The organism is Methanobacterium sp., assembly GCA_016222945.1.
Classification (GTDB): Archaea; Methanobacteriota; Methanobacteria; order Methanobacteriales; family Methanobacteriaceae; genus Methanobacterium_D.
Window position 1 is genome coordinate 237,048 of sequence record JACRPY010000002.1, and the last position, 23,049, is coordinate 260,096.

At 33.0% G+C, this 23,049-nt stretch carries 23 protein-coding genes and 1 tRNA gene; 8 read left to right on the forward strand and 16 right to left on the reverse strand.

Annotation, left to right across the window (positions count from 1 at the left end; all coding sequences use genetic code 11):
* Positions 1-37: 37 nt before the first annotated feature.
* Positions 38-808, forward strand: coding sequence for a DUF1624 domain-containing protein (locus tag HZC47_01170; protein ID MBI5679499.1), 771 nt, complete (start codon positions 38-40; stop codon positions 806-808).
* A 3-nt stretch (positions 809-811) separates the two neighbouring features.
* Here HZC47_01170 and HZC47_01175 read toward each other — a convergent pair whose 3' ends face one another.
* Complete coding sequence (locus tag HZC47_01175) at positions 812-1,516, reverse strand: isoprenylcysteine carboxylmethyltransferase family protein (protein MBI5679500.1); 705 nt, start codon at positions 1,514-1,516, stop codon at positions 812-814.
* Between the two features lie 80 nt (positions 1,517-1,596).
* Between HZC47_01175 and HZC47_01180 the strand changes: the two genes are divergently transcribed.
* The 3 genes from HZC47_01180 to HZC47_01190 all read left to right on the forward strand — a co-directional run bounded on the left by HZC47_01180 (position 1,597) and on the right by HZC47_01190 (position 5,310).
* The gene (locus HZC47_01180; protein MBI5679501.1) at positions 1,597-2,250 is read left to right on the forward strand and encodes a thioredoxin family protein; all 654 of its coding nucleotides are present in this window, start codon (positions 1,597-1,599) and stop codon (positions 2,248-2,250) included.
* 134 nt (positions 2,251-2,384) lie between these two features.
* Positions 2,385-3,758, forward strand: a complete 1,374-nt coding sequence (gatA, locus tag HZC47_01185; protein ID MBI5679502.1) for an Asp-tRNA(Asn)/Glu-tRNA(Gln) amidotransferase subunit GatA — start codon at positions 2,385-2,387, stop codon at positions 3,756-3,758.
* A 52-nt stretch (positions 3,759-3,810) separates the two neighbouring features.
* Positions 3,811-5,310 carry an AAA family ATPase gene (locus tag HZC47_01190; GenBank protein ID MBI5679503.1) on the forward strand — a complete coding sequence of 500 codons (1,500 nt, stop codon included), beginning with the start codon at positions 3,811-3,813 and terminating at the stop codon, positions 5,308-5,310.
* A gap of 214 nt (positions 5,311-5,524) precedes the next feature.
* Here HZC47_01190 and ribB read toward each other — a convergent pair whose 3' ends face one another.
* From ribB to sepS, 3 genes are all read right to left on the reverse strand, one after another.
* Positions 5,525-6,208: a 3,4-dihydroxy-2-butanone-4-phosphate synthase gene (gene ribB / locus HZC47_01195; GenBank protein ID MBI5679504.1), complete on the reverse strand. Its 684-nt coding sequence runs from the start codon at positions 6,206-6,208 to the stop codon at positions 5,525-5,527.
* Between the two features lie 116 nt (positions 6,209-6,324).
* On the reverse strand, positions 6,325-6,705 hold the full coding sequence (locus HZC47_01200; protein MBI5679505.1) for a CTP-dependent riboflavin kinase: 381 nt from the start codon (positions 6,703-6,705) through the stop codon (positions 6,325-6,327).
* 75 nt (positions 6,706-6,780) lie between these two features.
* Positions 6,781-8,376, reverse strand: a complete 1,596-nt coding sequence (sepS, locus tag HZC47_01205) for an O-phosphoserine--tRNA ligase (protein MBI5679506.1) — start codon at positions 8,374-8,376, stop codon at positions 6,781-6,783.
* 172 nt (positions 8,377-8,548) lie between these two features.
* Between sepS and HZC47_01210 the strand changes: the two genes are divergently transcribed.
* Both HZC47_01210 and HZC47_01215 read left to right on the forward strand, forming a co-directional pair.
* Positions 8,549-10,198: a fumarate reductase subunit A gene (locus HZC47_01210; protein MBI5679507.1), complete on the forward strand. Its 1,650-nt coding sequence runs from the start codon at positions 8,549-8,551 to the stop codon at positions 10,196-10,198.
* A gap of 100 nt (positions 10,199-10,298) precedes the next feature.
* A complete protein-coding gene (locus tag HZC47_01215) occupies positions 10,299-10,841 on the forward strand; it encodes a DUF1697 domain-containing protein (GenBank protein ID MBI5679508.1) in 543 nt (180 codons plus the stop codon).
* A gap of 47 nt (positions 10,842-10,888) precedes the next feature.
* On the opposite strand, the gene rsgA is transcribed toward HZC47_01215, so the two are convergent.
* The 9 genes from rsgA to cfbD form a co-directional block, all read right to left on the reverse strand.
* Complete coding sequence (rsgA, locus tag HZC47_01220; protein MBI5679509.1) at positions 10,889-11,941, reverse strand: ribosome small subunit-dependent GTPase A; 1,053 nt, start codon at positions 11,939-11,941, stop codon at positions 10,889-10,891.
* Between the two features lie 200 nt (positions 11,942-12,141).
* Entirely contained in the window at positions 12,142-13,410 is a 1,269-nt protein-coding gene (locus HZC47_01225; protein MBI5679510.1) for a hypothetical protein, read from the reverse strand.
* A 338-nt stretch (positions 13,411-13,748) separates the two neighbouring features.
* Positions 13,749-13,820: transfer RNA gene (locus tag HZC47_01230), tRNA-Arg, on the reverse strand.
* Between the two features lie 142 nt (positions 13,821-13,962).
* A complete protein-coding gene (locus HZC47_01235; GenBank protein MBI5679511.1) occupies positions 13,963-14,595 on the reverse strand; it encodes a phosphatase PAP2 family protein in 633 nt (210 codons plus the stop codon).
* Positions 14,596-14,675: 80 nt separating this feature from the next.
* Positions 14,676-15,098: a hypothetical protein gene (locus HZC47_01240; GenBank protein MBI5679512.1), complete on the reverse strand. Its 423-nt coding sequence runs from the start codon at positions 15,096-15,098 to the stop codon at positions 14,676-14,678.
* Positions 15,099-15,137: 39 nt separating this feature from the next.
* A complete protein-coding gene (locus HZC47_01245; protein ID MBI5679513.1) occupies positions 15,138-16,499 on the reverse strand; it encodes a hypothetical protein in 1,362 nt (453 codons plus the stop codon).
* Between the two features lie 50 nt (positions 16,500-16,549).
* Positions 16,550-17,143, reverse strand: a complete 594-nt coding sequence (gene hisH / locus HZC47_01250) for an imidazole glycerol phosphate synthase subunit HisH (GenBank protein ID MBI5679514.1) — start codon at positions 17,141-17,143, stop codon at positions 16,550-16,552.
* A gap of 30 nt (positions 17,144-17,173) precedes the next feature.
* On the reverse strand, positions 17,174-18,232 hold the full coding sequence (locus tag HZC47_01255; GenBank protein ID MBI5679515.1) for a cupin domain-containing protein: 1,059 nt from the start codon (positions 18,230-18,232) through the stop codon (positions 17,174-17,176).
* A gap of 83 nt (positions 18,233-18,315) precedes the next feature.
* On the reverse strand, positions 18,316-19,395 hold the full coding sequence (gene cfbD, locus HZC47_01260) for a Ni-sirohydrochlorin a,c-diamide reductive cyclase catalytic subunit (GenBank protein MBI5679516.1): 1,080 nt from the start codon (positions 19,393-19,395) through the stop codon (positions 18,316-18,318).
* Positions 19,396-19,639: 244 nt separating this feature from the next.
* Here cfbD and HZC47_01265 point away from each other — a divergent pair, with 244 nt between their 5' ends.
* On the forward strand, positions 19,640-20,371 hold the full coding sequence (locus HZC47_01265) for a hypothetical protein (protein ID MBI5679517.1): 732 nt from the start codon (positions 19,640-19,642) through the stop codon (positions 20,369-20,371).
* A gap of 14 nt (positions 20,372-20,385) precedes the next feature.
* Positions 20,386-21,111, forward strand: a complete 726-nt coding sequence (gene sfsA / locus HZC47_01270; GenBank protein ID MBI5679518.1) for a DNA/RNA nuclease SfsA — start codon at positions 20,386-20,388, stop codon at positions 21,109-21,111.
* On the opposite strand, the gene HZC47_01275 is transcribed toward sfsA, so the two are convergent.
* The 3 genes from HZC47_01275 to HZC47_01285 all read right to left on the reverse strand — a co-directional run bounded on the left by HZC47_01275 (position 21,108) and on the right by HZC47_01285 (position 22,945).
* Positions 21,108-22,124: a potassium channel protein gene (locus tag HZC47_01275; protein MBI5679519.1), complete on the reverse strand. Its 1,017-nt coding sequence runs from the start codon at positions 22,122-22,124 to the stop codon at positions 21,108-21,110. The genes sfsA and HZC47_01275 overlap by 4 nt on opposite strands.
* A 37-nt stretch (positions 22,125-22,161) precedes the next feature.
* Positions 22,162-22,524 carry a hypothetical protein gene (locus HZC47_01280; protein MBI5679520.1) on the reverse strand — a complete coding sequence of 121 codons (363 nt, stop codon included), beginning with the start codon at positions 22,522-22,524 and terminating at the stop codon, positions 22,162-22,164.
* Between the two features lie 76 nt (positions 22,525-22,600).
* Positions 22,601-22,945 (reverse strand): hypothetical protein, encoded by a 345-nt coding sequence (locus HZC47_01285; GenBank protein ID MBI5679521.1) that lies wholly within the window; start codon positions 22,943-22,945, stop codon positions 22,601-22,603.
* Between the last annotated feature and the right edge of the window lie 104 nt (positions 22,946-23,049).

A 23,049-nucleotide genomic window follows, 5' to 3' on the forward strand; every position in this document is an offset into this window, starting at 1 on the left:
AACAAATAATGTTTAATTATAATGAAAAGGTATTTCAATGACTTTAAATTTAAAAGAACGTTTTTGGGAAGTAGATTCTCTTCGTGGGCTTGCAATTATAATGATGGTAACATTCCATCTTATATTTGACCTTAATTACTTTGGAGTATACAGTTTTGATTTATATTCTGGATTTTTATTCTGGTTTCAGAAGATAACTGCATTTATCTTTATTTTCCTTGTAGGAGTATCACTAAGCCTTAGTTACTCAAGAACCACTATTTTAAATGATTATAAAGTTCCCAAAAATTTATTTTTAAAGTATTTAAAAAGAGGCCTTAAAATATTTTTTTATGGACTTCTAATCACTTTGATAACATGGATATTTGTAAAACAAGAGTTTATAATTTTTGGAATCCTTCATCTTATTGGAATTGCCATAATTTTAGAGTATCCCTTCTTGAAACATAAATATGTTAATTTATTTGCAGGATTAATATTTATTGCAGCCGGAATTTATCTAACAGGCTTTAGATTTGATTTTTATGGTCTTTTATGGCTGGGATTCATACCTAATAATTGGGGTACACTTGATTATTTTCCATTATTGCCGTGGTTGGGAGTGGTTTCTTTAGGGATATTTGCCGGAAAAATGATTTATAAAGATTACATTCGACAGTTTAAACTTCCTGATTTATCTAATTATCAAATTATAACTCTATTTGAATTTTTAGGGCGAAATTCGCTGGTAATTTATTTGATTCATCAACCAATACTGATTTTATTGCTCTATCTTTTGGGATATTTAAATATCAATTATTTCTTTTAAAACTTAAATGAATAAAGGGACACTCTCTTTATAGCCATTATACTCTGGAAATTCCTTTACCATTTCGTTTTCTTCTGTTTTGCAGACTCTAATGTAATAATAAATTAATATCGGCGCTAAAACTACAGTAATGATAGTTGGCCATCCAAAGAGCCACCCAAGTATAATTAAAATAAATCCAAGATACTGAGGATGCCGTGAATATGCATATATTCCATCTGTAACCAACCCCTCTTTTTTAACACTTTTATAAAGCTTAGTCCAGCCTACAATTATTATAAACATCCCTATTAACATTAAAATGGCCCCATAAGTCATGGCTATGTCCATACCAAATCCAACACCTAAAAAATGAAAACTAATAAGGTTAGGTGGAAGTTGTGTCCCTGGAGTAAAGAAGTATTTTGAAGCAAATAGAACTGTAAGGGGAATTCCATACATCTCTATAAAGAGTGAAATGAAAAATGCACTGACTAAACCATATTCAACCCAATTAGCTTTTCTTCTGTAGGATAAAGGAATTAAAAACGCGATAAAAATAAGGATACATATTATAACAATATGCCATTGTTGGGTTATAACGCCTGTAATAACGTTACTTGAAAGATAGACATAAAAATGATTGTAAAAACCATTAAAATAGATAATGGGAATTAAAAAAAGAGATAGTAGTAGAATTCGAGGTATTAGATTTTTATATGTTCTCATGAAGACACCTATATTGAATATATGATTTTTATTTTTAACTAAAAAATTAAATTTAAATACATATAATAAATAATGGTGGTTTGATTCCCTATCTAATTTGCGATAAATGTAATTCATATTATAAACTTCAAAAGGGAGAATCCATAAAGGATCCTCAAAATCTGCGATTTTGGGACACCGAAAACGAAGTTTTCGAGTGTTTCGACAAGTGTGAATGTGGAAATAAGCTTGAATACTACAAATATATTGGAGACTATACTAAAGGGCTTGAAAACAGGAAAATACGCACTAAAAATGAAGATTTAGCAGAGTTATGGGCTAAAAAAAGCACAGGCATTAAGTTAGTATCTATTTTAGTGTTTTGCTCTCTTGGAATTTTATTAATAGCTGGAATATCAGGGATATCTTCCAACCAAGATAATTCTAATTTAAACACCGTTTCTGGAGGAGATAACGGAAATAAATTAACTATAGTTCTTTTATCTGCATCATGGTGTCCTGCATGCAAGGACCTTGATCAAAAAACACTTTCAGACCCTAAAGTTCAAGAAAAAATAGCTAATAACTATAATTTTAATAAGATAGATGTGGATCAAAATAAGGATGCTGCAATGAAATATGCAACAAATGGAAAAGTCACCCTCCCTACGATTATAATATTAGATGCAAATGGCAATGAAATAAAGAGATATGAAGGTTACATGACAGCAGACGAATTTTTAGGAATTCTTTAGGGAAAAACAAACTTTTTTTAATAATGAATTTAAGTTTTTATACTTGGCAATTTAATATCTATTATATATTGAAAATTTGAAAATATCATGTTTAATATAATTGACTTTTATTAATAAAAAATTAAGGTGTGGCCATGAATCTTTTAAATAAATCGGAATCAATTAAAAATCACGAAATAACAGCATTAGAAAACTTAGAAAAATCATTAAAAACCATAAAAAAGAATAACGATAATATAAACGCGTTTTTAGAGATAAAAGAAGAAGAAGCAATTCAAAAAGCTGAAAAAATTGATTCTAAAATAAAAAAAGGGGAAAAAGTAGGTAAACTTGCAGGATTAACTATTGGAATAAAAAGTAACATTAATATTGAAGACTTTAAAATCACTGCAGCCTCAAAAACCCTTGAAAATTATATTGGAAGTTATGATGCAACAGTAACTCAAAGAATAAAGGATGAAGATGCTATAATTATTGGAACAACCAATATGGATGAATTTGCGGCAGGAAGCTCAACTGAAACATCCTATTTCGGATATACAGAAAATCCTGCAGCTCCTGGAAGAATTCCAGGAGGTTCAAGTGGAGGTAGTGCCGCTGTAATAGCTGCAGAAATGTGTGATTTATCTTTAGGTTCTGATACTGGAGGATCTATAAGAAACCCTGCATCTCACTGTGGAGTGATAGGGTTTAAACCAACTTATGGGGTTGTTTCAAGACAAGGATTGCTTGATCTTGCAATGAGTCTGGAGCAAATTGGTCCTTTTGCTCATGATGCTGGTGGAATTGCTTTAATGCTTGATACAATTTCTGGATATGACCTAAAGGAGTGTACAACACTAAAAGAAACTCCAAATTTTGGGGAAATCACTGAAAAATCATCAGAACTTATGAAAGGAATGAAAGTGGGTGTAGTAAAAGAATTCTTTGATGTATCTGATGAACGGATAGTGGATATAGTTGAAGGAAGGATCGATGAAATGAGGGAGTCGGGTGTTGAAGTAGTAGAATTAAGCTTCGATTATATTGATTTATGCCTTCCAACATATTACCTCATAAACTATGTTGAATTCTTCTCTGCAACCAGAAAATATGATGGCCGAAAATATGGTTACAGAATTGAGGATGTATGTGGAGAGGAAGTTTTAAGAAGAATACACACTGGTTCTTACATAAGTCAGAAAGAATACAGTGGTAAATACTATAAAAAAGCTTTACAGGCAAGATCACTAATTAGAAAGGAAATCACAAAACTTCTTCAAGGAGTAGATGCAATAGTAGGTCCAACCGTCCCAAAACTTCCACATAAACTCGGTGAATCATTGGATCCACTGGAAATGTATGCATATGATGTTTTAACAGTAATAGCAAATCTTGCAGGAATTCCAGCAGGAAGTATGAAGGCAGGAGAAGTGAATGGAATACCGGTAGGGCTTCAAATTCAAGGAAAACCATTAGACGATGATAAAATTATTCAAATGATGGCTGGACTTGAAGATGCTAAATAGATCTTCCTCATTTTTTAATTTTCATATTAATTAGAAATTCAAAGTGAAAATAATGAAAAAAATAGGACTTTTATACGTAAAAGGTGCATTGCCAGTTTTTGAAAATTTTGGGAATTTACCAACCCATATTGTAAAAGAAAACGGATTATTAAATGGCAAAAAAGCACATGAAGCACTTGATGGCTTAATAATTCCTGGTGGAAGTATCATTGAATCACAAAGTGTAAGTGATACTCTAAAATCTGAAATTCGGAAAATGGAAAAGGCAGGAAAGTTTATTTTGGGGATGTGCTCTGGATTTCAGCTTCTTGCAAACAAAATAGACATAGGAAGACGTTCCCCATGCCCAATTGAAAGGGAGGGAATGGGAATTTTAGATGTTTCATTCCAGCCAATGATTGGAACAGACAGAGTTGAAGCAGAAATCCTTGATAACTCCTTTTTAACCGAAGGAATGACTGGAGAGAAAGTTAAAGGGTTCCACTGCCATACCTATGGGTTAATTGAAGGAGATGCACAGCCACTATTTTTATCCAATGTTAAACGAACAGATTATCAAAATAATCCTCGAAAAATATTATCAGGGGTTAAAAATGATGAAGGAAATGTTATAGGCACAATGGTTCACGGTTGCCTGGATGAAAACAAAGCCCTTGTGGATAATATACTTAAATTTATTGATGCAACAGAAGAAGATATTTTAGAAATTAAAGACAAAAATAAAGAACTTTTAGCGAAAATTAAAGGCGAAATGGGTATTGATACAAATATACATGCTGAATATTCTAAAACAGCTTCAGAAACTGAAAATATCCCAAAAACCCTAATGATAGCAAGTACTGGTTCAGATTCTGGAAAAACATTTATTACAACAGGTATCGTAGGAGTTTTAAGAAAAAGGGGCTATAAAGTAGGTGTACTAAAAGTTGGGCCTGATATAAGGGATATTGTGCCTTCACTTTACCTTAATAAGGAAAATATGGAGAAATTTTCATCCATTCAAATTGGAGGGTTGGGTTGGATGGATTTAAAAGAGATCCTTGAAGAATTAAAACATCAAAACTATGGCATTGTTTTTATCGAGGGAGTTATGAGTGCATTTACAGGAATGCTCAATGAAAAAACACCATTTTCATCGGCAGAGATTGCAAAAGCAGCTGATATTCCAGTTATTATGGTTTCATCCTGCAGTAAAGGAGGAATTGAAACAGCAGCTATAGATATTGTAGGTCATATTGAAACAATGAATAAAATTGGAGTTAAAACAAGTGGAGTAATCCTAAACAGAGTATATGACAAGTCCATTTCCAAGGTAGCATCTTCATTTATAACTGAAAAGACTAATGTGAATGTAATTGGAGAGATTCCAAAGATAAAGATGACTGAAAGAGGTAATACTCCTGAAGTAGAAATAAAATTAGAAGAATTCTGTTTAAATGCTATGGAGGCAGTTGAGGAGCACTTAAATGTTACTGAAATCCTTGAAATGGCAAAGATACCTGAGTTTAAAGGTTATTTATCACATGAGGATATTCTTAGATCTTTTAAATAAAAAAAGGATTTAATTTAAACTAATAATATTTTTATTTTAATTAAATTAAAAAAATAGCTCTAAAAAAGAATATTTAAAAGTTATTTTTGCTTATTAAATTCTTTATAAGCTTTTGTAACTTATTCATTTACGAGTAATTTTTGATCAACCTTTTTTTAAAAGGTTGAATTCTTTATAAGCTTTTGTAACTTATTCATTTACGAGTAATTTTTGATCAACCTTTTAAAAGGTTGAATTCTTTATAAGCTTTTATAACTTCTTCACCACTTAAAAATAGTAATCCTTCTTCTTCAGCGTATTTTTCAACTTCTGAAGTGGGAAGAGAGTTACCAGTCTTATCATCCATCATTTCACAGCATACAGCCACAGGAGTTAACCCTGCCATCTCTGTAAGAGCAATACACATTTCTGTATGGCCTTGTCTTTTAAGTACGTGTCCTTCAGCTGCTCGAAGTAGTGTAACGTGTCCTGGTGCCCTGAAATATTTTCCAAAATTATTGTAGGCACCGTTTTTGCATAGAAGAGCAAGTTCTTTTATAGTACATGCCCTGTCGTTATCAGTTATTCCTGTAAATGTTTTCCTGTGATTTACTGTTATTGAAAATGCGGATTTTTCATCGTAAGGTATGTCTGTGGGCGATAGTTCGCCAAGTACGGGATATTTAGGAGCTGCAACGTCCATTATATCAGTCATAAATGGAATTCCAAGTTTATCTGAAACTTCTGATGAAAGTGGAACGCAGACAAGCCCACCAGCATCATTTCTTATTATTCTCATATGTTCAGGGGTCATATGTTCAGCTGCAACTATCATATCTGTTTCTTTTTCCCTGTTATCGCTATCAAATACTAAAATGATTTCTCCATCTTTCAGCGCTTTCAATGCATCGTTTATCATTTGATTGTGACTCCTTTAGGTTATTTAGTAAAAATGTAAATTTTATGAATTCAACAATTAGGTATAATACATTTAAATGTACTTAACTATTTGCATAAAAAATTAAGGATCAAAAATTAATAATTAAGAGCTATTTTAACAAAATCTCCATTTTTAATACCTAATTCTTCTTTAAGATTTTTAGAGGCTATAAATTCAAGAATACTTTCTCCATGAGTTGTTTTTTTTGGAAAAATAATAGCACCATTTATTGTATCATTTACAACTGCTTTTATAAGCAGTACATCCCCAAATTTACCTTCTCCTTTGATGATTTCCATTTTATCTTCCCGAATGGAATGAATGGCATTGATCTCACCCTCACCAATTTTAAGGTTTAAAGTACCTGGAAAAGGAGTGAAATTAAGTTTATCCTTAAACTGAGTTTTATATATGGGTAAAGACATGAAATAAGCTCCTTCCCCTTGTCCTGACGTTACAATTCCTTTAATTTCCATTTAAATCACATTAACTTAATCTTTTTTTTTAATAGTTTTATTTAGACAAATTGTTCAACAATCCTTTTTTTAAACTTATTCCTTAACTACACAGGTTATAGTGCAGAAAACTGGCCCTCTTACATCTATTGCCTTATTTTTACTTGTTATATAATTTAATGCAACATCATCAAGCCTTAAATTTATATCAGAAACAGATCTGGATATGGGAACCCTTACAGTGACTTTATCTTTACCGCTTACAACCATCTCTTCAATTTTATAGGCTGCATATGCTGAAATACCGTCCATATAACTAATTCCGGTTGATATGCCTTTCTCCATAGCTTGAATGGCTTTTTCATCTTCAATATCTTTTAGGGGAACGCCAATTATATCGCCTTTGTTTATATAGATTTTATTCCATGCAGCAGGCCCTAACAGTTTTGTACCCTTTTCAGGTTCTATGGCTTTAACCAGTATATTTTTACCTAAAAAGTTGCCTTCAAAGGCTGTAAATTCACATGGTGATGTTACATCACCATTTTCTTTAAATACATTTGTTATATCGTCCATTAACTGCTTACCTTCACCTGTTGCAGGATAATAATTTATTCTTAGCATCGAAGCAATTTCACGGTCTGAAAGCTTCCATTTACCGTAAGTTTCAGGATAAACCATTTCTCTTATATCTAACTGATTATAGAGGAGCATTGCAATCCTTTCAACACCTACACCAATGTTTAAAACATCTTTTTCAATTCCATACTTTGCAAGGGCAATTGGTGAATACAACCCAAAAGTAGCCACTTCTACCCATTCATTGAGCTTAGGGTGATATCCATAAACTTCTGTTTGAGTGTCAGCGACATAATATTTTGATTTCTTTTCATCTGGGGCAAATTTAAACTGTTCAAAACCAAAATGCTCAAGTAAATTTTCAGATATGACTTTACCCAGATCTAAAGAGACTTCATCACCAACAACAACACAGGAGGCTGAATGGTAAGTCATAAGATGGCTTGCATCCTCACGTTGTTCTCTTCTAAAACATCGGTCAATAGAAAACAGTTTAATGGGTAACGGCCTTTTGTTATGGATATTTTGGAGGGTTATAAACCATCCGGAGGTCATATGTGATCTTAAAGTTGTTTTAGAAGCTATAGGTTTTAATTCACGGATTTCTGGGAAGAATTTTTCAATAACACGAAGCCCTACATCATCTGAAACTTCAAGAGCTTTTGAAACCTCTAAAACTAAATCATCCCCACTTATATCTCCTTTTTTATAGCCTCTAAATACATTCTTTAGATTATTGAGTTTTTCTCCCTTTAGATTAACTCCAATTTTTTCAATTTTCTCAATTTTATCCATTCCAATCCCAATATCTGGTCTTGGAAGTCCTGCAAGATAAAAACATCTGTCTAAGACTGCTGGAGCCTCAGGGCCGAATTGTTTGTAAATATGGTCTTCTTCAATGAAAACAGGGTTTACTGCTTCGCTAAACCCTAAATTTAGATATGCTTGTCTTAACTGGGCCACTGTATCGTATAGCATATGGGTTTTACCAGTTTTAAGAGTTAAACGAGGATATTCCTCATCATGATGGGGTTTTTTTAAAGTTTGTGGAGTCATTGCCCATGCTCCCTCAAAATCCTTTTTTGCAAGCTTAATAATTTTCTTTTTATCCAAATAATACCCCCTATATCATATTTAATGTGTTATAAAATCTTTGTTAACTTGAAATTTGATTTTTTTATATTTTAGGTTAATAATAAGAATTTTGCATTGATCCTTTTTATATTTAGTCCTACCTGTTATCATGTGATCAAAATTTAAATAATATAGCATATAATTTCATACTATGGAAAGTGAAATTTACAAGCACGATGTTTTAGTAATAGGCTCTGGCGGAGCAGGATGTAGAGCAGCAATAGAAGCTTCTAAACAAAATTTAAGCGTTTTAATAATATCAAAAGGGTTATCATTTAAATCAGGATGCACAACCTTGGCGGAAGGAGGATATAACGCATCATTTGCAGCAGTTGACAGTGAAGATGATGCTGATGCTCATTTTGAAGATACAATGAAAGGAGGAGCGTATCTAAACGATCCCCAACTTGCAAGAATTCTTGTAGAAGAATCACCACAAAGACTCATTGAACTTGAAAGTTACGGAGCTCTTTTTGATAGGCAGGAATCTGGAGAAATAAACCAGCGCCCATTTGGGGGGCAACAATTCAGGCGAACATGCTTCCAGGGAGATAGAACAGGCCATGAAATGATGATGGCCCTAAAAGAAGAAGTTCTTAAACGAGATATTGAAACCCTTGATGAAATCATGGTAACATCTCTGATTTTAGATGAATCAGGAAATTCAGTAATAGGAGCTTGTGGGTTGTCACTTAAAGACTCTAAATTCATGGTCTTTAAGGCTAAATCAGTTGTTATGGGTAGTGGAGGGGCAGGATGGCTTTATCCTGTAACTTCAAACACATTGCAGAAAACTGGTGATGGTTATTCTTTAGCATATGATGCTGGAGCAGACCTTTTAGACATGGAACAGGTTCAATTCCACCCAACAGGCATGATATATCCAGAATCAAGAAAAGGAGTCCTGGTCACAGAAGCTGTGCGTGGAGAAGGCGGTAAACTCATCAATGCTGAAGATGAAAGGTTCATGAAAAATTATGACCCTCGAGGAGAACTTGCAACAAGGGATATAGTGGCAAGAGCCATATATAATGAAATAAGAGAAGAAAGAGGCACAAAAATAGGAGGGGTTTATCTGGATGTAACTCACCTTCCAGATGAAATAATTGAAGAGAAACTTGAAACCATGCTTTTACAGTTTCAGGATGTTGGTGTGGACATAAGAAACGAAGCAATGGAAGTTGCACCAACTGCACACCATTTTATGGGCGGCATTAGGATAAATGAACATGGTGAAACCACAATAAAGAATTTATACGCTGCAGGTGAAGCAGCTGGTGGAGTTCATGGTGCAAACAGGCTTGGTGGAAACGCACTTGCAGATACTCAGGTATTTGGTAAGCGTGCAGGTGAAGCTGCAGCTAAAAATGCCATAAATGATGAAATTGAATCTAATGATAAATTTGTTAATGCTGAAAAAGAACGTATCTTAAAACTCTTGAAAAATGGTGATATATATCCATTTGAGATTAAAAAAGAGCTTGAAGAACTCATGTGGAAAAATGTGGCTATAATACGTAATGAAGATGGTTTAAAAGATGCATTAATGAGGATTAATGAACTTAAATCCATGTTAAAAGATATGAAAGTGTCAGACATCACAAGTTACAATAAAGACCTTCTTGATGCACTGGAAATAATTAAAATGCTTGATGTGGCTGAACTTGTCACCAAATCAGCAATTTTACGCAGGGAAAGTAGAGGCGCCCACTACAGGGAAGATTTTCCTGAAACAAAGGATTCGTGGAAGAAGAGCATTGTTTTTAATAAAGCTGGAAGATTAAGTTTTATTGAAAGATAAGCATAGATAAACTTCATTTTCATTTTATCACGTTAGTTTAAGACTAAATGGACGATAATATTTGAATTCTTTCAAATTGACATTAAAAGAGGATTGATTAATGAGATATATTGCTTTGCTTAGAGGAATTAATGTTGGCCGTAAAAATAGAATAAAAATGGCTGATTTAATAAATATTTTTGAATCCATGGGTTTTAAAGATGTAAAAACGTATCTTCAAAGTGGTAATGTAATTTTTAATCATGATTCTATTGACACTGTAAAAACTGCGCGAGATATTGAAAAAAACATAACTCAAACATTTGGATTTGAGGTTAATCTGATTATTAGGAATGAAGATGAACTGGAAAACATCATCAATGGTAACCCATTTATTAAAGAATCAAACATTGAAATTGATAAGTTACATGTGACCTTTTTGCAAGAGCGGCCTGAAACAGAAATTATACAGAATTTAGACATAAATAAAGACATAAATGAGAAATTTGAAGTCATTGATAAAGAAGTGTACCTTTATTGTCCAAATGGATATGCAAGAACAAAATTAACAAATAATGTATTTGAAAAAAAGTTAAAAACCAAAGCTACGACAAGAAATTGGAAAACAACAAATAAGCTGCTTCAAATATCTAAGAATAAATAATTAAAGCTTCAGATGATTAGGTGAGTTTAGTATTTATTTCATACTGTTTACCTTTTCTTGATCTTTTTAATCTCTTTGGCCATTTTTTTTATATCTTTCCATTTCTTTTTTTCTGCAAGTTTAGGGTTTTTTTTCCTTTCAACTGCCTGTATTTCCCTCTGTAATTTTCGGTAACTTTCCAGTCTTTTCTCAGACAGGGATCCATCACTTATGGCATTTTTAACTGCACATCCGGGTTCAGTCTCATGCGAACAATCGGAAAATTTACACTGCATCTCAAGTTCTATAATATCACTGAAAAGATCCAGCATTCCCTCTCCAGCATCCCATAGCTGCAATTCCCTCATTCCAGGATTGTCTATAATTAAACCGCCATTCTCTAACATGATCAATTCTCTTTCAGTTGTAACATGTCTTCCCCTACTATCTTTTTCCCGTATTTTGCCGATATTCTGTCTTTTATAACCTTCAAGAGAGTTGATGAGTGTAGATTTGCCAACACCAGATGAACCCAGCAATGCGACGGTTTTACCATCCTTAAGATAAGGTGATAATTGTTCTATGCCATCATTCTCAGTTGCACTGATAGCAACTACATTTATCCCGGGTGCTATCTCCACAACTTCATTTATTTTATTATTTACATCTTTACAAAGATCTGATTTACTTAGAATCACTACAGGCTCTGCACCTTTTTCATTAGCAATAGCGAGGTATCTTTCTATCCTTCTTAAGTTAAAATCTCTGTTTAGTGAAGTGACTATAAAAATAGTATCAATGTTAGCGACAATTACCTGTTCTTCGGTAACTTTACCTGCTTCTTTCCTTGAAAACTTGCTTTTTCGAGGGAGAATGACATGTATAGTGGCAGAACCTATTTCATCTTTTGATATGGCTACCCAATCACCTACGGCAGGAAGATGTTCCTTTTGGCGCAGATTACCTGAAATTCTTGCACGAATCTCTCCATCTTTGGTGTACACGTTATAACCATTTTTGTACACAGTTGAGACTCTTGCTGGTTCATATAATCCAACATAATCCCTAAAATGTTTCCCGAAAAAGGCATTCCATCCTAATTTCTTTAATAAATTATCCAATTTAAATTCCTCAGTTTAATTAGTACAATATAGTTTAGAATATGAGTATATAAGGTTTATTATTAAAATATAATGGTAAAAATAGAAGTTTAATTGAAACCATGTCCGGATAGGGACTTGAACCCAGTTAATAGATCCAAATCATATGGTATATTGCTTTAATAGAGTATATACCATTATATGTATTTAAAAAATGAATTTTAATAGTTCACTGGAACCATGTCTCTGTTTTTAAACTGTTTAAGTAGGAATGTTCCTATTCTGCCGCAATAGATTGCAAAAACCCCTAAAACCAGTATGAATATAAATATAGTAATATCTCCAATTGAAGATATGTTGTTTAATTTTATTCCAGATATTATGATTCCAAATATGAAAATTGCTATTACAAGGAGCGAACCAGAGATATTTCCAGTTAAGAAACCGTATTTGAAGTCATGAGTGTGGTTTTTAGCCATAAAAACAGTTATAAATCCGCTGAATAAAGTTAATAACGCGATATTATGGAATATAAATGCAATGCTTAGTGATGTTATTACTCCCGCAATTAGGCCTTTTCCATCAATCATCAGCTCTTTAATGGTTTCTCCATGATATTCGACTTCTTCTAATGATTTGGTGTACATGAGGGTGCTGCCACAACTACAATAAACAAAATCGTTAGGAGTTTCGTCTTCCTGGAGTTGGTAATAACCATTACATCCATGACAAGTTAATAGGCCCGTATAAGCGTTTTTATTGATTAAAAGACTCATGTCTGTTCGCATAATCGTAAAAAGGATTTTATAGGCAGATATAATATCAGATGTTGTCATGTTTATTCTTTCTTTGTTTAGGGCGTTGCATGCAGCAAGAAGTTTAGTTATTCTTTTTAGTTCTCTTTTGAATGAAATTTCCCTATCTCCAATTTCATCACAGCATTTTGAAGCCAGTAAATCATGTAATTTATCATGGAATCTTTCAGTATGTTTATCTGTCCATTTAATTTGCCTAATATGGTAAAAAAAATCATTATCATTAAAGCTGGCTGTAGACTGTACAAATTTAAATTTTTCAAGTCCTAAAATGATTTTTTCTAAAATATCACTTGAAAAAACAGCTTTAACATCGTCTTCATGCAAACATCTTCTTAAATTCATGGAATAAATCCAGTTAATGAAACGATAAAGATTATAAAAGGAATAATAGTCAATAGAGCCTGAAAAAACATTAGCTTGTTCCGGATCTAAGTTATTAGATATTGCACGAGTTAGGAAAGGGCTGATAGGTTGTAATTGTTTATTAGCTAGAGTTGTATCAACAGGTTCTCTCCAATTGCTAAAAACATAAAAAAGTTCATAATAAATTCCAGATGATTTTAAATCTTCTAAATCAGAAATAAGGTTTTTAACACCTTGAAAATCAAAACCTGTTCCCAGTATTGATAATTCTCCCTTTAATTTATAACTTTTATTGTCTCTTATAGCCATATTTTCACTTCAAACTAATTTAGTCACCTAAAAGCTCATAAATAGTTTATTAGGGAATATAATCTGAAATATCCATATTTAAACATTTTTTAATGTTTTGAGGCCTATAAATCTTAAAATGAGATTAAAGCCACATAAAACAGGATAAATATGTAACTAATAACTATAAATGTCTATTATTAATAACTAATCATACTGATAGTATATAAATCATTATTGTTAGGAGTAAATAGAAAAGTATATTTATTAAGAGTTTAGGTTACTATTTTAACACATTAATTAAAAGGGCAAATGACTACTACAGGGAGTTAATTCAGCTTTAAAATAATAAATAAGTATGCCCTGACCGGGACTTGAACCCGGGTAATAGGATCCGCAATCCTACGTGATATCCGCTACACTACCAGGGCAAAAAACATTTTAATTTTCAAAATAGAATCTGAATAATTAAATAGAGGCAGTGTTTTTTGAATTTAAATAAATTCTATATTTTCTATTAGTGTTTTTTCATATTTAAATTTTAATGAAGTGGAATAATAAATGAATTAAAAATTATAAATGGATTATTTTTGTAAAATACATAATTTGGATGGCTGTTGATATTAATCCAAGTAATGCGCCACTTATAACTTGTAGAAGCGTGTGTCTTTTAAGGTATAATCGGCTCCACATAACAACAGGGATTATTGTGCTAAATATGACTCCTATTGGGCCGAAAACATAAATTAAAGCAGCTGCAGGTCCTGCAACTCCCATTGAGTGGATGCTGATTTTCCAGTAAAGATTTATGAAGAATACAATCAATGTATTGGAAAAATAGCAGAACATTAATATGGTCGTGATTGTAGGGGCGTTAATCATGTATAATATAACTGCACCTATCAAATAAGATATAATTACCATTAGGAGAGGTACATTTCGGTCTGTTCGCTCGGGTATGTCCAGTTCTATTTGCATACCTCGTGTTTTTTTACTTTTCATCCACCCGTAAACAAGTAAAATTGGTAAAAGACCTGCAAAAACAGTGGTTATACATGTTACTATTAAAAAATCGTGTATATTAAGAAGATAATAGTTGATTATTGCAAATGCAGGAATTGAGATTGTGGGCGCGTATGCTATGATTGAAATAAATTCTGCAAAGCGTTTTTTAACGCCATCGTCCATGATAACATTGTTTTTCATAAGATTACCTGATTTATTCAAATTATTAAACAGAATAAAATATTTAAATCTAATAGATAATAAGTTTTAGCTTTAATTTTTTAGTCCCATATATAAAGCTTAAATGTGTATCCGCCGCAGTTTTTAACCCCAACTGCTATGTTACGGCCATTTTTCATGTCTGCATTAGCTGCAATGGTAGTGTTCAGCTGATTTACTTCTGTAAAATTATATTTCAAACTACCCATAGTTTTATTGAAGTATGAGCCTGCAATCTGCTCTGCTGAATCATAATTTTTAGTTTTCAATGCATCTGTAACACTTTGAAGCGCTGTAAAGTCGGTGGGAGTGCTTTTGTAGGTTGCCATCGTTTCTAATATGTCGTGAGCTTCATTAGATGCACGTATTTGAGGGGCTGGTGCTGAAAAATCACTGCTAATATAAGTTACAGCAGTAAGTATAATAAAAACAGGTATAACGGCCAGCACAGCATCTAATGTGAATATAAATCCTTTATTGTCCATAAAACCTCTTTTGTAACTAGTTTTATTATTATGAATGAATTATTTTTCTTTTATACTTCTAACTACATTATCTTTCTTGGCTATGGAATCTAAAGCAGCTTTTTCAACCTTCTGTTTCATAAGCTCAAAATCTTCAGGTGTTGTATCTCCCACGATCTTTTTAATCTTTGTATAGGCTGCTTCTCTAAATAATGGTTTTAATTCTTCTTCAACACCATTTTTTACAAGTTTGGCTTTTCCAGTTCCATCAACAAATCCAATTTCAGTTATACCTACATTTACGCTGGATATTACTTTTTTAACTTCTTCTGCCACATTTTTTGGTGCTATTATCATTAATGAATCTACTGAAACTCCGAGGGGGTCTATATCTAATTTTTCAAGCATTTCCAGTACTTTTGGGTTTATCACAGCTCTTATTTTATCATCATAAAAGGTTAGTCCCAGGCCTGTTGTGTTTGAAATCTCATGTGCATCGCCACGAAGCCCTCCGTTTGTAACATCAGTCATTGCATGAACTTTTGGAAGTAATCCTGCATTAAATATAGCTTCTGATGCTTTTATGAAGCTTATGTCCATTGTTTCGTTTACAACGTCGAACATTCCATGGTATATGGCTGTTGTGGTTATAGTTCCGCCTCCAGAGCCTTCAGTCAGCAATATAACGTCTCCTACTTCTGCTCTTTTCCTTGCTGTTGGAGGATATTCTGAAATTCCGATTGCACCTACTGCACTTACTAATCGGTCCCCTAAAACCATGTCTCCACCTACTCGAAGCGTGCTTCCAGCTACAAGAGGCACATTTACAAGTTCTGAGACTGCACAAACTCCTGCAGTAAAATCAAATAATTTTCCAACATCCCCGTCATCTGCAAGGTGTAAATCGCTTATAACGGCCACAGGGTCGGCGCCCATGACACACACATCTCTAAGCGCGGCTCTTGCAACGTGAAATCCTCCTAAAAATGGATATTCACTTAATCGTGAGTGTATACCGTCTACTGCAGTTGTTACATAAATATCGTTGGAGTTTACACTTTTTTTGACCACACCACCGTCATCTTGAGCTTCAGGAGTTATAAAAGCGTTTGTATGGCTGCTTGAAACAATTTCTGCTATTTTTCTGTGAACAAAAAAGTCTCCAGCTCCTCTGGAGCCCACACCAATTTGGCCCATGGCCACATCTGCTCGAGGGTATTCTATTAATTCTCTTAGGAAATCATCAGGGTGAGATTCAATTTCTAATGTATGTTTCACTTCTTCAATCACGGCAGATGCCATTTTTAAAGCTTGATTAGAATCTATGTCTTTGTATTCCATTATTTTTTGAGTTAAATTCTCTCTAACAGATTCTTCAGAATCATGCTTTATCGCTTGCCTTACAAAGCCTTCTATATCCACTTGATACACCTTTTTTTGGTATTGATAATCAAATCAATCTTAAAATCATATTATATAATTTTTACAAAATTTTTTAAAATATTTAAGCCTATTTCTCCGCTTTTTTCAGGATGGAACTGTGTAGCATAAACATTATCTCTAAAAACAACTGCAGGAACATCAATTCCATAATCAGTAGTAGCAGCTATTATATCTGGATCATCAGGCTTTATGTAATATGAATGAACAAAATACATGTAATCATTGCTAATTCCATTAAGAATAGGGCATTCACTCACAATTTTTAAGTTATTCCAGCCCATATGTGGTATTTTTAAACCTTCAGGCAGACGTATTACTTCACCTTTGAACACGTCAAGCCCTTTAACTCCTTTACTTTCTTCGCTTTTTGTAAATAGGATTTGCTGCCCCAGACAGACTCCTAAAAAGGGTTTTCCAGAGTTTATATGCTCATGAATTATATTTTTATATTTTTCAAGATGTTTCATGGCGTTTCCAAATGCGCCAACTCCAGGGAGGATTAGTGCATCTGCCTTTTCCATTTCATAAATATCATCGGAAATAATAGCTTCTTCACCAATTCTTGAGAACCCATTTTTGATGCTTTTGAGATTTCCTGTTCCGTAATTGATTATTACTATCATTTGTGCCTCAAAAAATAAAATATGAAAGATTTAAATGGTTTTAGATTTATCGTGGGCTGATCTTGAGTAAAAATCGTCTACACGTATTGTATCATCAAGGTGTGGTGTTGAAACTTCATGAAGTTTTGTATTTTCCATGGCAACAATAGAGTGAGGTTCTCCAGGCTCAATTCGCACTGTATCGTTCTTTCCGAAGTATTCTTTTCGATCTTCAAATTCGATGTAACCTGTACCACTTACAATGTACATTGTTTCATCTTTTTCAGCATGATAATGGAAAGAGGTTTGATAGCCTTCCCTTATGAATAATTCTTTGGTAAGATATTTTTCTGTGTAAATAAGGACCTTTTCATAGCCCCATGGCTTGTCTTCCCTGTTTTTGTATTCTTTTCTTATTTCTTCAAGTTCTTTGGAGGTATCGATTGCCATCCAGAAGAGTCCATCTTCTTTGTAGTATCCAAGCTGGTTATCTTTGGCTAACATTGGAAATACGGTTTTTTCAATATCTCCCACTTCAAAATCACCGAAGTTAATTTCTCCATTTGAAAAATAAACTCCTCCATTTATATAATAATCAAGAAGAGGCTTTTCTTTAAATGAAACCAGTTTATCTCCACTAATTTCAACTATTCCGTATGGAGACATCATTTTGGTTATAAATATGGAAAGGGGGTAATCTGACTTTTCGCCTTGATTAATCATATTTTTAATGTTTAAATCAGCTACAACATCTCCGTTCCTAATTACGCACTGTTCATTATCTCCAATTTGTTCCATACCTAATTTTATGGCGTTTAATGTTCCAAGAGGTTCATCTTCTATTACATATTCAATTTTCATCCCGTTGTAATTATCTCCAAATCGTTCCTCGATTTTATCACTTAAAAAACCGGTTAATAGAAGCACACGGTCAACGCCAGCGTTTTTAAAATCGAAGATTTGCTTATCAAGGATAGTGTAATTGGCTTGATTTTCTAAAATTGAGTAATTATCTTTAATTTCAATTAATGGCTTGGGAATACGTTCTGTAAGTGGTCTTAACCGTTTTCCAAATCCTCCGCAAAGTATCATCCCTGCTGTTCTGCTCATTTTATCACCAATTTCAATTAATATAACTTTTTTTTGTATTTTATGGAATATTAAATTTTATAGATTCATCCTATAATTAGTTGTTATTTATTTATATCCAGAATCAACCTTAAAAACTCGCCGAAATCAGATGCCACAATTTTATCAGTGCCCAGCGTTTTAGAATGTGCATCGAGTTCAGTAACAACAAACTTATATCCTATTTCTTTTAGAGGTTCTACAAGTCTTGGGCCGTCAGTTATGGCTAAAGCATCTACATTTAATTTTTCTATAGGTACAGCATGGGGAACTCCAGCTACAATCAAAAAATCAATTTCGTGATCTTTTAAAATATCTGCAGCCACATTTCCAGTTATAGGATATTCATCAAGACCTCCAGTTATCATATCAATGTCTGCGCCTTCTTTTTGGAGCTCTTTTTTGATATTTACGGCGTGCTGTCTTATTCTTGGAAGTCCTACGTTTTCATCAAGATTTGCAATTATAAATGGTTTATTATTCTCATTTATTTTGTTAAGGGGCACTTTTAAGATGTCTGCAAAAATATATGATGTTTCTTTTTTAGCGTTTAGTATAATAGCGATTTTTTCACCATCTTCAAACTTTTTAATTAACATTTTGGCGATTTCTTTTTTATCATCACCATAAGATGGAGCTATATATTCACCTTTTGCCATGCCTCTAGTTTTTTCTATTTCTGTAGCTAATTTAAGCATTTTTGTTTGTCTCTGGGCTTCATCAGACGATATTACTCCTTCTTTACTTGCAGATTCTAAAACTGCAATTGCACCTTCTGTATTGTCTCCTTCACTTAAACCGCCGTGAGATTCAACAGCAAGAACCGTAGCACTTATATTTGCATTTATAATGGATTCTTTGAGGTCTTCACCGATAATCATGCTTGCACAGGTACCTACAATTCCTACAAGCTCTGGAGAAAACATTGAATCTGCTTTTTTAAGTGTTTCTTCTAATTTGGCTGATGCACCGAATATAAAATCATTTTCAGACATGGCAGTGGTTAAAACTCTCACGCCATCATTTTCAAGGAGTCGCCCTGTTCTAAAACAGCAGCCATGAGGGCCGTGAAGTATGATAACGTCAGTGTTCATATCTCTTAATGTGTATAATGATGCGGCGATGGGGCTTGGTCTTGGATGCAAATTTTCACCTCTAAAAGTATGTAATTTGTTAAATATGAAATATTAATGTTTTATTGGTTTTAATAAGTCTAAAAATATGTTTAATCTCTTAATAAATTCTTTATTTAATTTATTTTTAATACATATTCTACTTTTAAGATTATATAAACTTCCTACATTTATATAGATTTAATGTATTTAGATGATAAAAATACATATTGTGAAAAATTATATTTTATAATTTAGTTTAACTAATCGTGATAAAATGGACAGAATCAATTATTTAATATTAATAAGTATAGTTATGATATCATTGGTAGGATTATTTGCTCCCAATCAGCTTAATAACCAAAATATTGGGAAAAATACATTCTCAAGCTCTTTAAAACCCTTTGAAATTAATGTTTTAGGCAGTAATAGTAATGGGACAGTAATTAAAAGCGGACCATACGGAAACCTCAATTCTACCTGTAAAATTGCATTTATAATTGGAGTACATCCTCTTGAACAAAATTCTCATAAAGCTATTTTTGAATCAATTTTAAACCTTTCAAAATATCTTAACAGTACTTATTATATTTATAGCGTCGATGTTACTAAAGATAGACTCTATTATGATAATGGAAGGATGAATGGGCAGATACTGGCTAATGAATATGCTGTACCAGATATAGAAAAGAATAACTTCAATTTAGCAGTAGATGTGCACTCTAATAAAGGCGGAAATTATCAAAAAACAAAATTTCTATTTGTTCCATGGGGAAACTATAAAGCAATGGCAATAGCTTCCAGTTTAATCAGTAACATGCCATGGCTCGAATATTACGTTCCTCCTAAAGAAACAGGTCCAGTAAGTTCAAATTATGTTACAATTCCATTAATTAAATCAGGAACACCGGCTATAATTTATGAAACCTATAGATATGAACCATATTATGTTACAGCAAATCATGCAGACGAATTTGTTTTAACTGTGGACAAATTGAAATTAAATTAAAAAGGGCTTCATACATGATAATAAAAAACATATTTCAAGGAAATTTCGTTTATAGGCCAAATAGATTCACAGTAACTTTTAAACACAATAATAAAACTGAAAATGGTCATTTAAGAGATCCAGGACGTCTTAAAGAACTTTTAACTCCTGATGCGGATTTACTTTTAAGGCCGGCCTTAAATACTACAGGTAGAAAGACTAAATTTGATGTAATCGCTGTTTTAAAGGATGATCTATGGGTTCTTATAAATTCAGGGTTTCACAGTGATATTGCAGCTGATTTAATAGATTCTGGATTGATAGATGAATTTAAGGGTTATTCTGTTAAAAAAAGGGAATATACATATGGTAAAAGCAGAATTGACTTCTTGCTATCCAATAAAAACGAGGAGGAGATGCTTTTGGAAGTTAAAGGCTGTACATTAGTTGAGGAGGGCCATGCGTTATTTCCAGATGCACCTACAGTCCGGGGAAAAAAGCATGTTGATGAGCTTACTTGTGCTAAAAAAGAAGGTTTAAATGCGTCTATTCTTTTTTTAATATTGTGTGAAGATGCTGAAAGATTTTCTCCAAACCAGGTGATGGATCATGAATTTTCAAATGCACTGGAGAATGCATATAACTTGGGAGTTAATATTATTGTTTATTCATTTAAAAATAAGTATAAAAAAGGAAATTTGGAGATAAAACCATTTAAAAGAGTTGGAATTAAATTTAAAATGAAAAAATTGGTTGTTTAAACACAACCGTGTTTTTCAAGTTTTTCAAATTCATTAGGTGATCCAATTCCTAAAATTACGTCCCCTGCTCTTATTAGATAGCTTCTTGGAGGATCTATGGTTAATTTACCTTCTTCACCAATTCCTACAAGTACAACACCAGTTTTATGGTGCATATCTGCTTCTTCTACGGTTTTTCCATCGAAAAAGCTGTTGGGGGATACTTTAACTTCTTTCATTTCTCTGTTTTTATGTTCTGCTAAAACTTCCTGTACAAACATGGCTTCATATCCGCCTTCTATACTTTTGTACATGAGCCTTCCAGATATAACAAAGGGAGATATCACTTGACTTGCACCTGCAAGCTTTATTTGTTCTATGTTTTCATAACGCTGGGCTTCAGCAATGATTCTCACATTTTTATCTATTTCGCGAATTCCAAGAATACAGTGTATTGTTTGTGAATCAGATTCCATATCAACAATAACAGCTTTAGCTCCCTTTACATTAGCCTTTTCCAGGTCTTTTATCCGTGTTGGATCTCCATGTACAAAATTAATATCATTTTTCAATGCTTTTTTGCGCACATTTTCGTCTTCATCAATAGCATATATTTTTTCATCTTTCCCGATTTCTTTAATGCATTCCACTGTGCTTTCGGTCCACCCGCATATAACCACATGCTCTGACTTTTTCACCTTAACCAACCCCATTAATTTCATTTGCTGCCTTTGCACCAGAAACTCTACTATTGTTTCAACTGCCAATGCGAAAGTTCCAATACCTACAATTAGCAGTGATACTGTAAAAAACATTCCAAGAGAAGTTTTAGGACTATAATCTCCATATCCTACCGTTCCAATAGTTATAAACGTCCAGTAAAATGATACAATCCATGGTTGTCCTTCAAGTAAATGGAATCCAATGGTTCCGTATGCAATTACTCCCGTAATCATCATAAAAATACGGACCATGCGGTCTCTAATCAGCCGAGGTAAATGTTTTCTTAAAAGTCTGAATAATACAAACGCCATTAAAATAACCTTCTTTTTGATTTTAAAAGGAAATAAGTTATTTCCTCATCATGAAATACCATACTGCAGCGCCTATAACTCCTAAAATTATTAGTATGATAATTATGCTTGTCCAGCCCCATCCAGAGCCGTCATCAGTTGAATTATCATCACTGTCACCATCTTTAACTTTTTTGGAGCTACTGGATTTAGAACCGCTTGAACCTCCACCGCGGCCTCCACCGCCGCCCCCACCTTTAACTTCTGGGTTTAAACTGTTTAGCTGCATTGCAGCTGGTGAGCTGCTTTGTAGAACACTATTTGATGTTGTGTCCTGATATTCTTGTGCAAAAATACAATTTGGAACTCCTAAAAGTCCAATAACTAAAGATATTATTAAAATCCCTGCTTTCAGATTCATTTTTTTTATACCTCCATTGATCCTATAATTAATTAAAAAACATTTAGATACACTTATTTTTTTGAAAGGAAATGAATTATTTTTTTATACCGAAAAACCACACTAAAACACATATAATTCCAAACACACTTATTATTATGATATTTACGATCGTCCCGATAAATCCGGGGCTGTTGTCAGTTGAATTATCATCACTATCAGTTTTTGCTTTTTTGGAGCTGCTTGAACTGCTTCCGTGGCCACCTCTGCCGCCTCCTTTAATTTCGGGGTTTAAAATGTTTAATTGCATTACAGCAGGGGAACTGCTTTGTAAAACAGTATTTGATGATGTGTCTTGATATTCTTGTGCAAAAATACAATTTGGAACTCCTAAAAGTCCAATAACTAAAGATATTATTAAAATCCCTGTTTTCAGATTCATTGTAACATTCCAAGATTCTTTAATTGATTATTATTAATTATTATAATTATAAATCTTTCATGATTATACCTATATAACTTTTATTATTTCCGTATTCAGGGAAA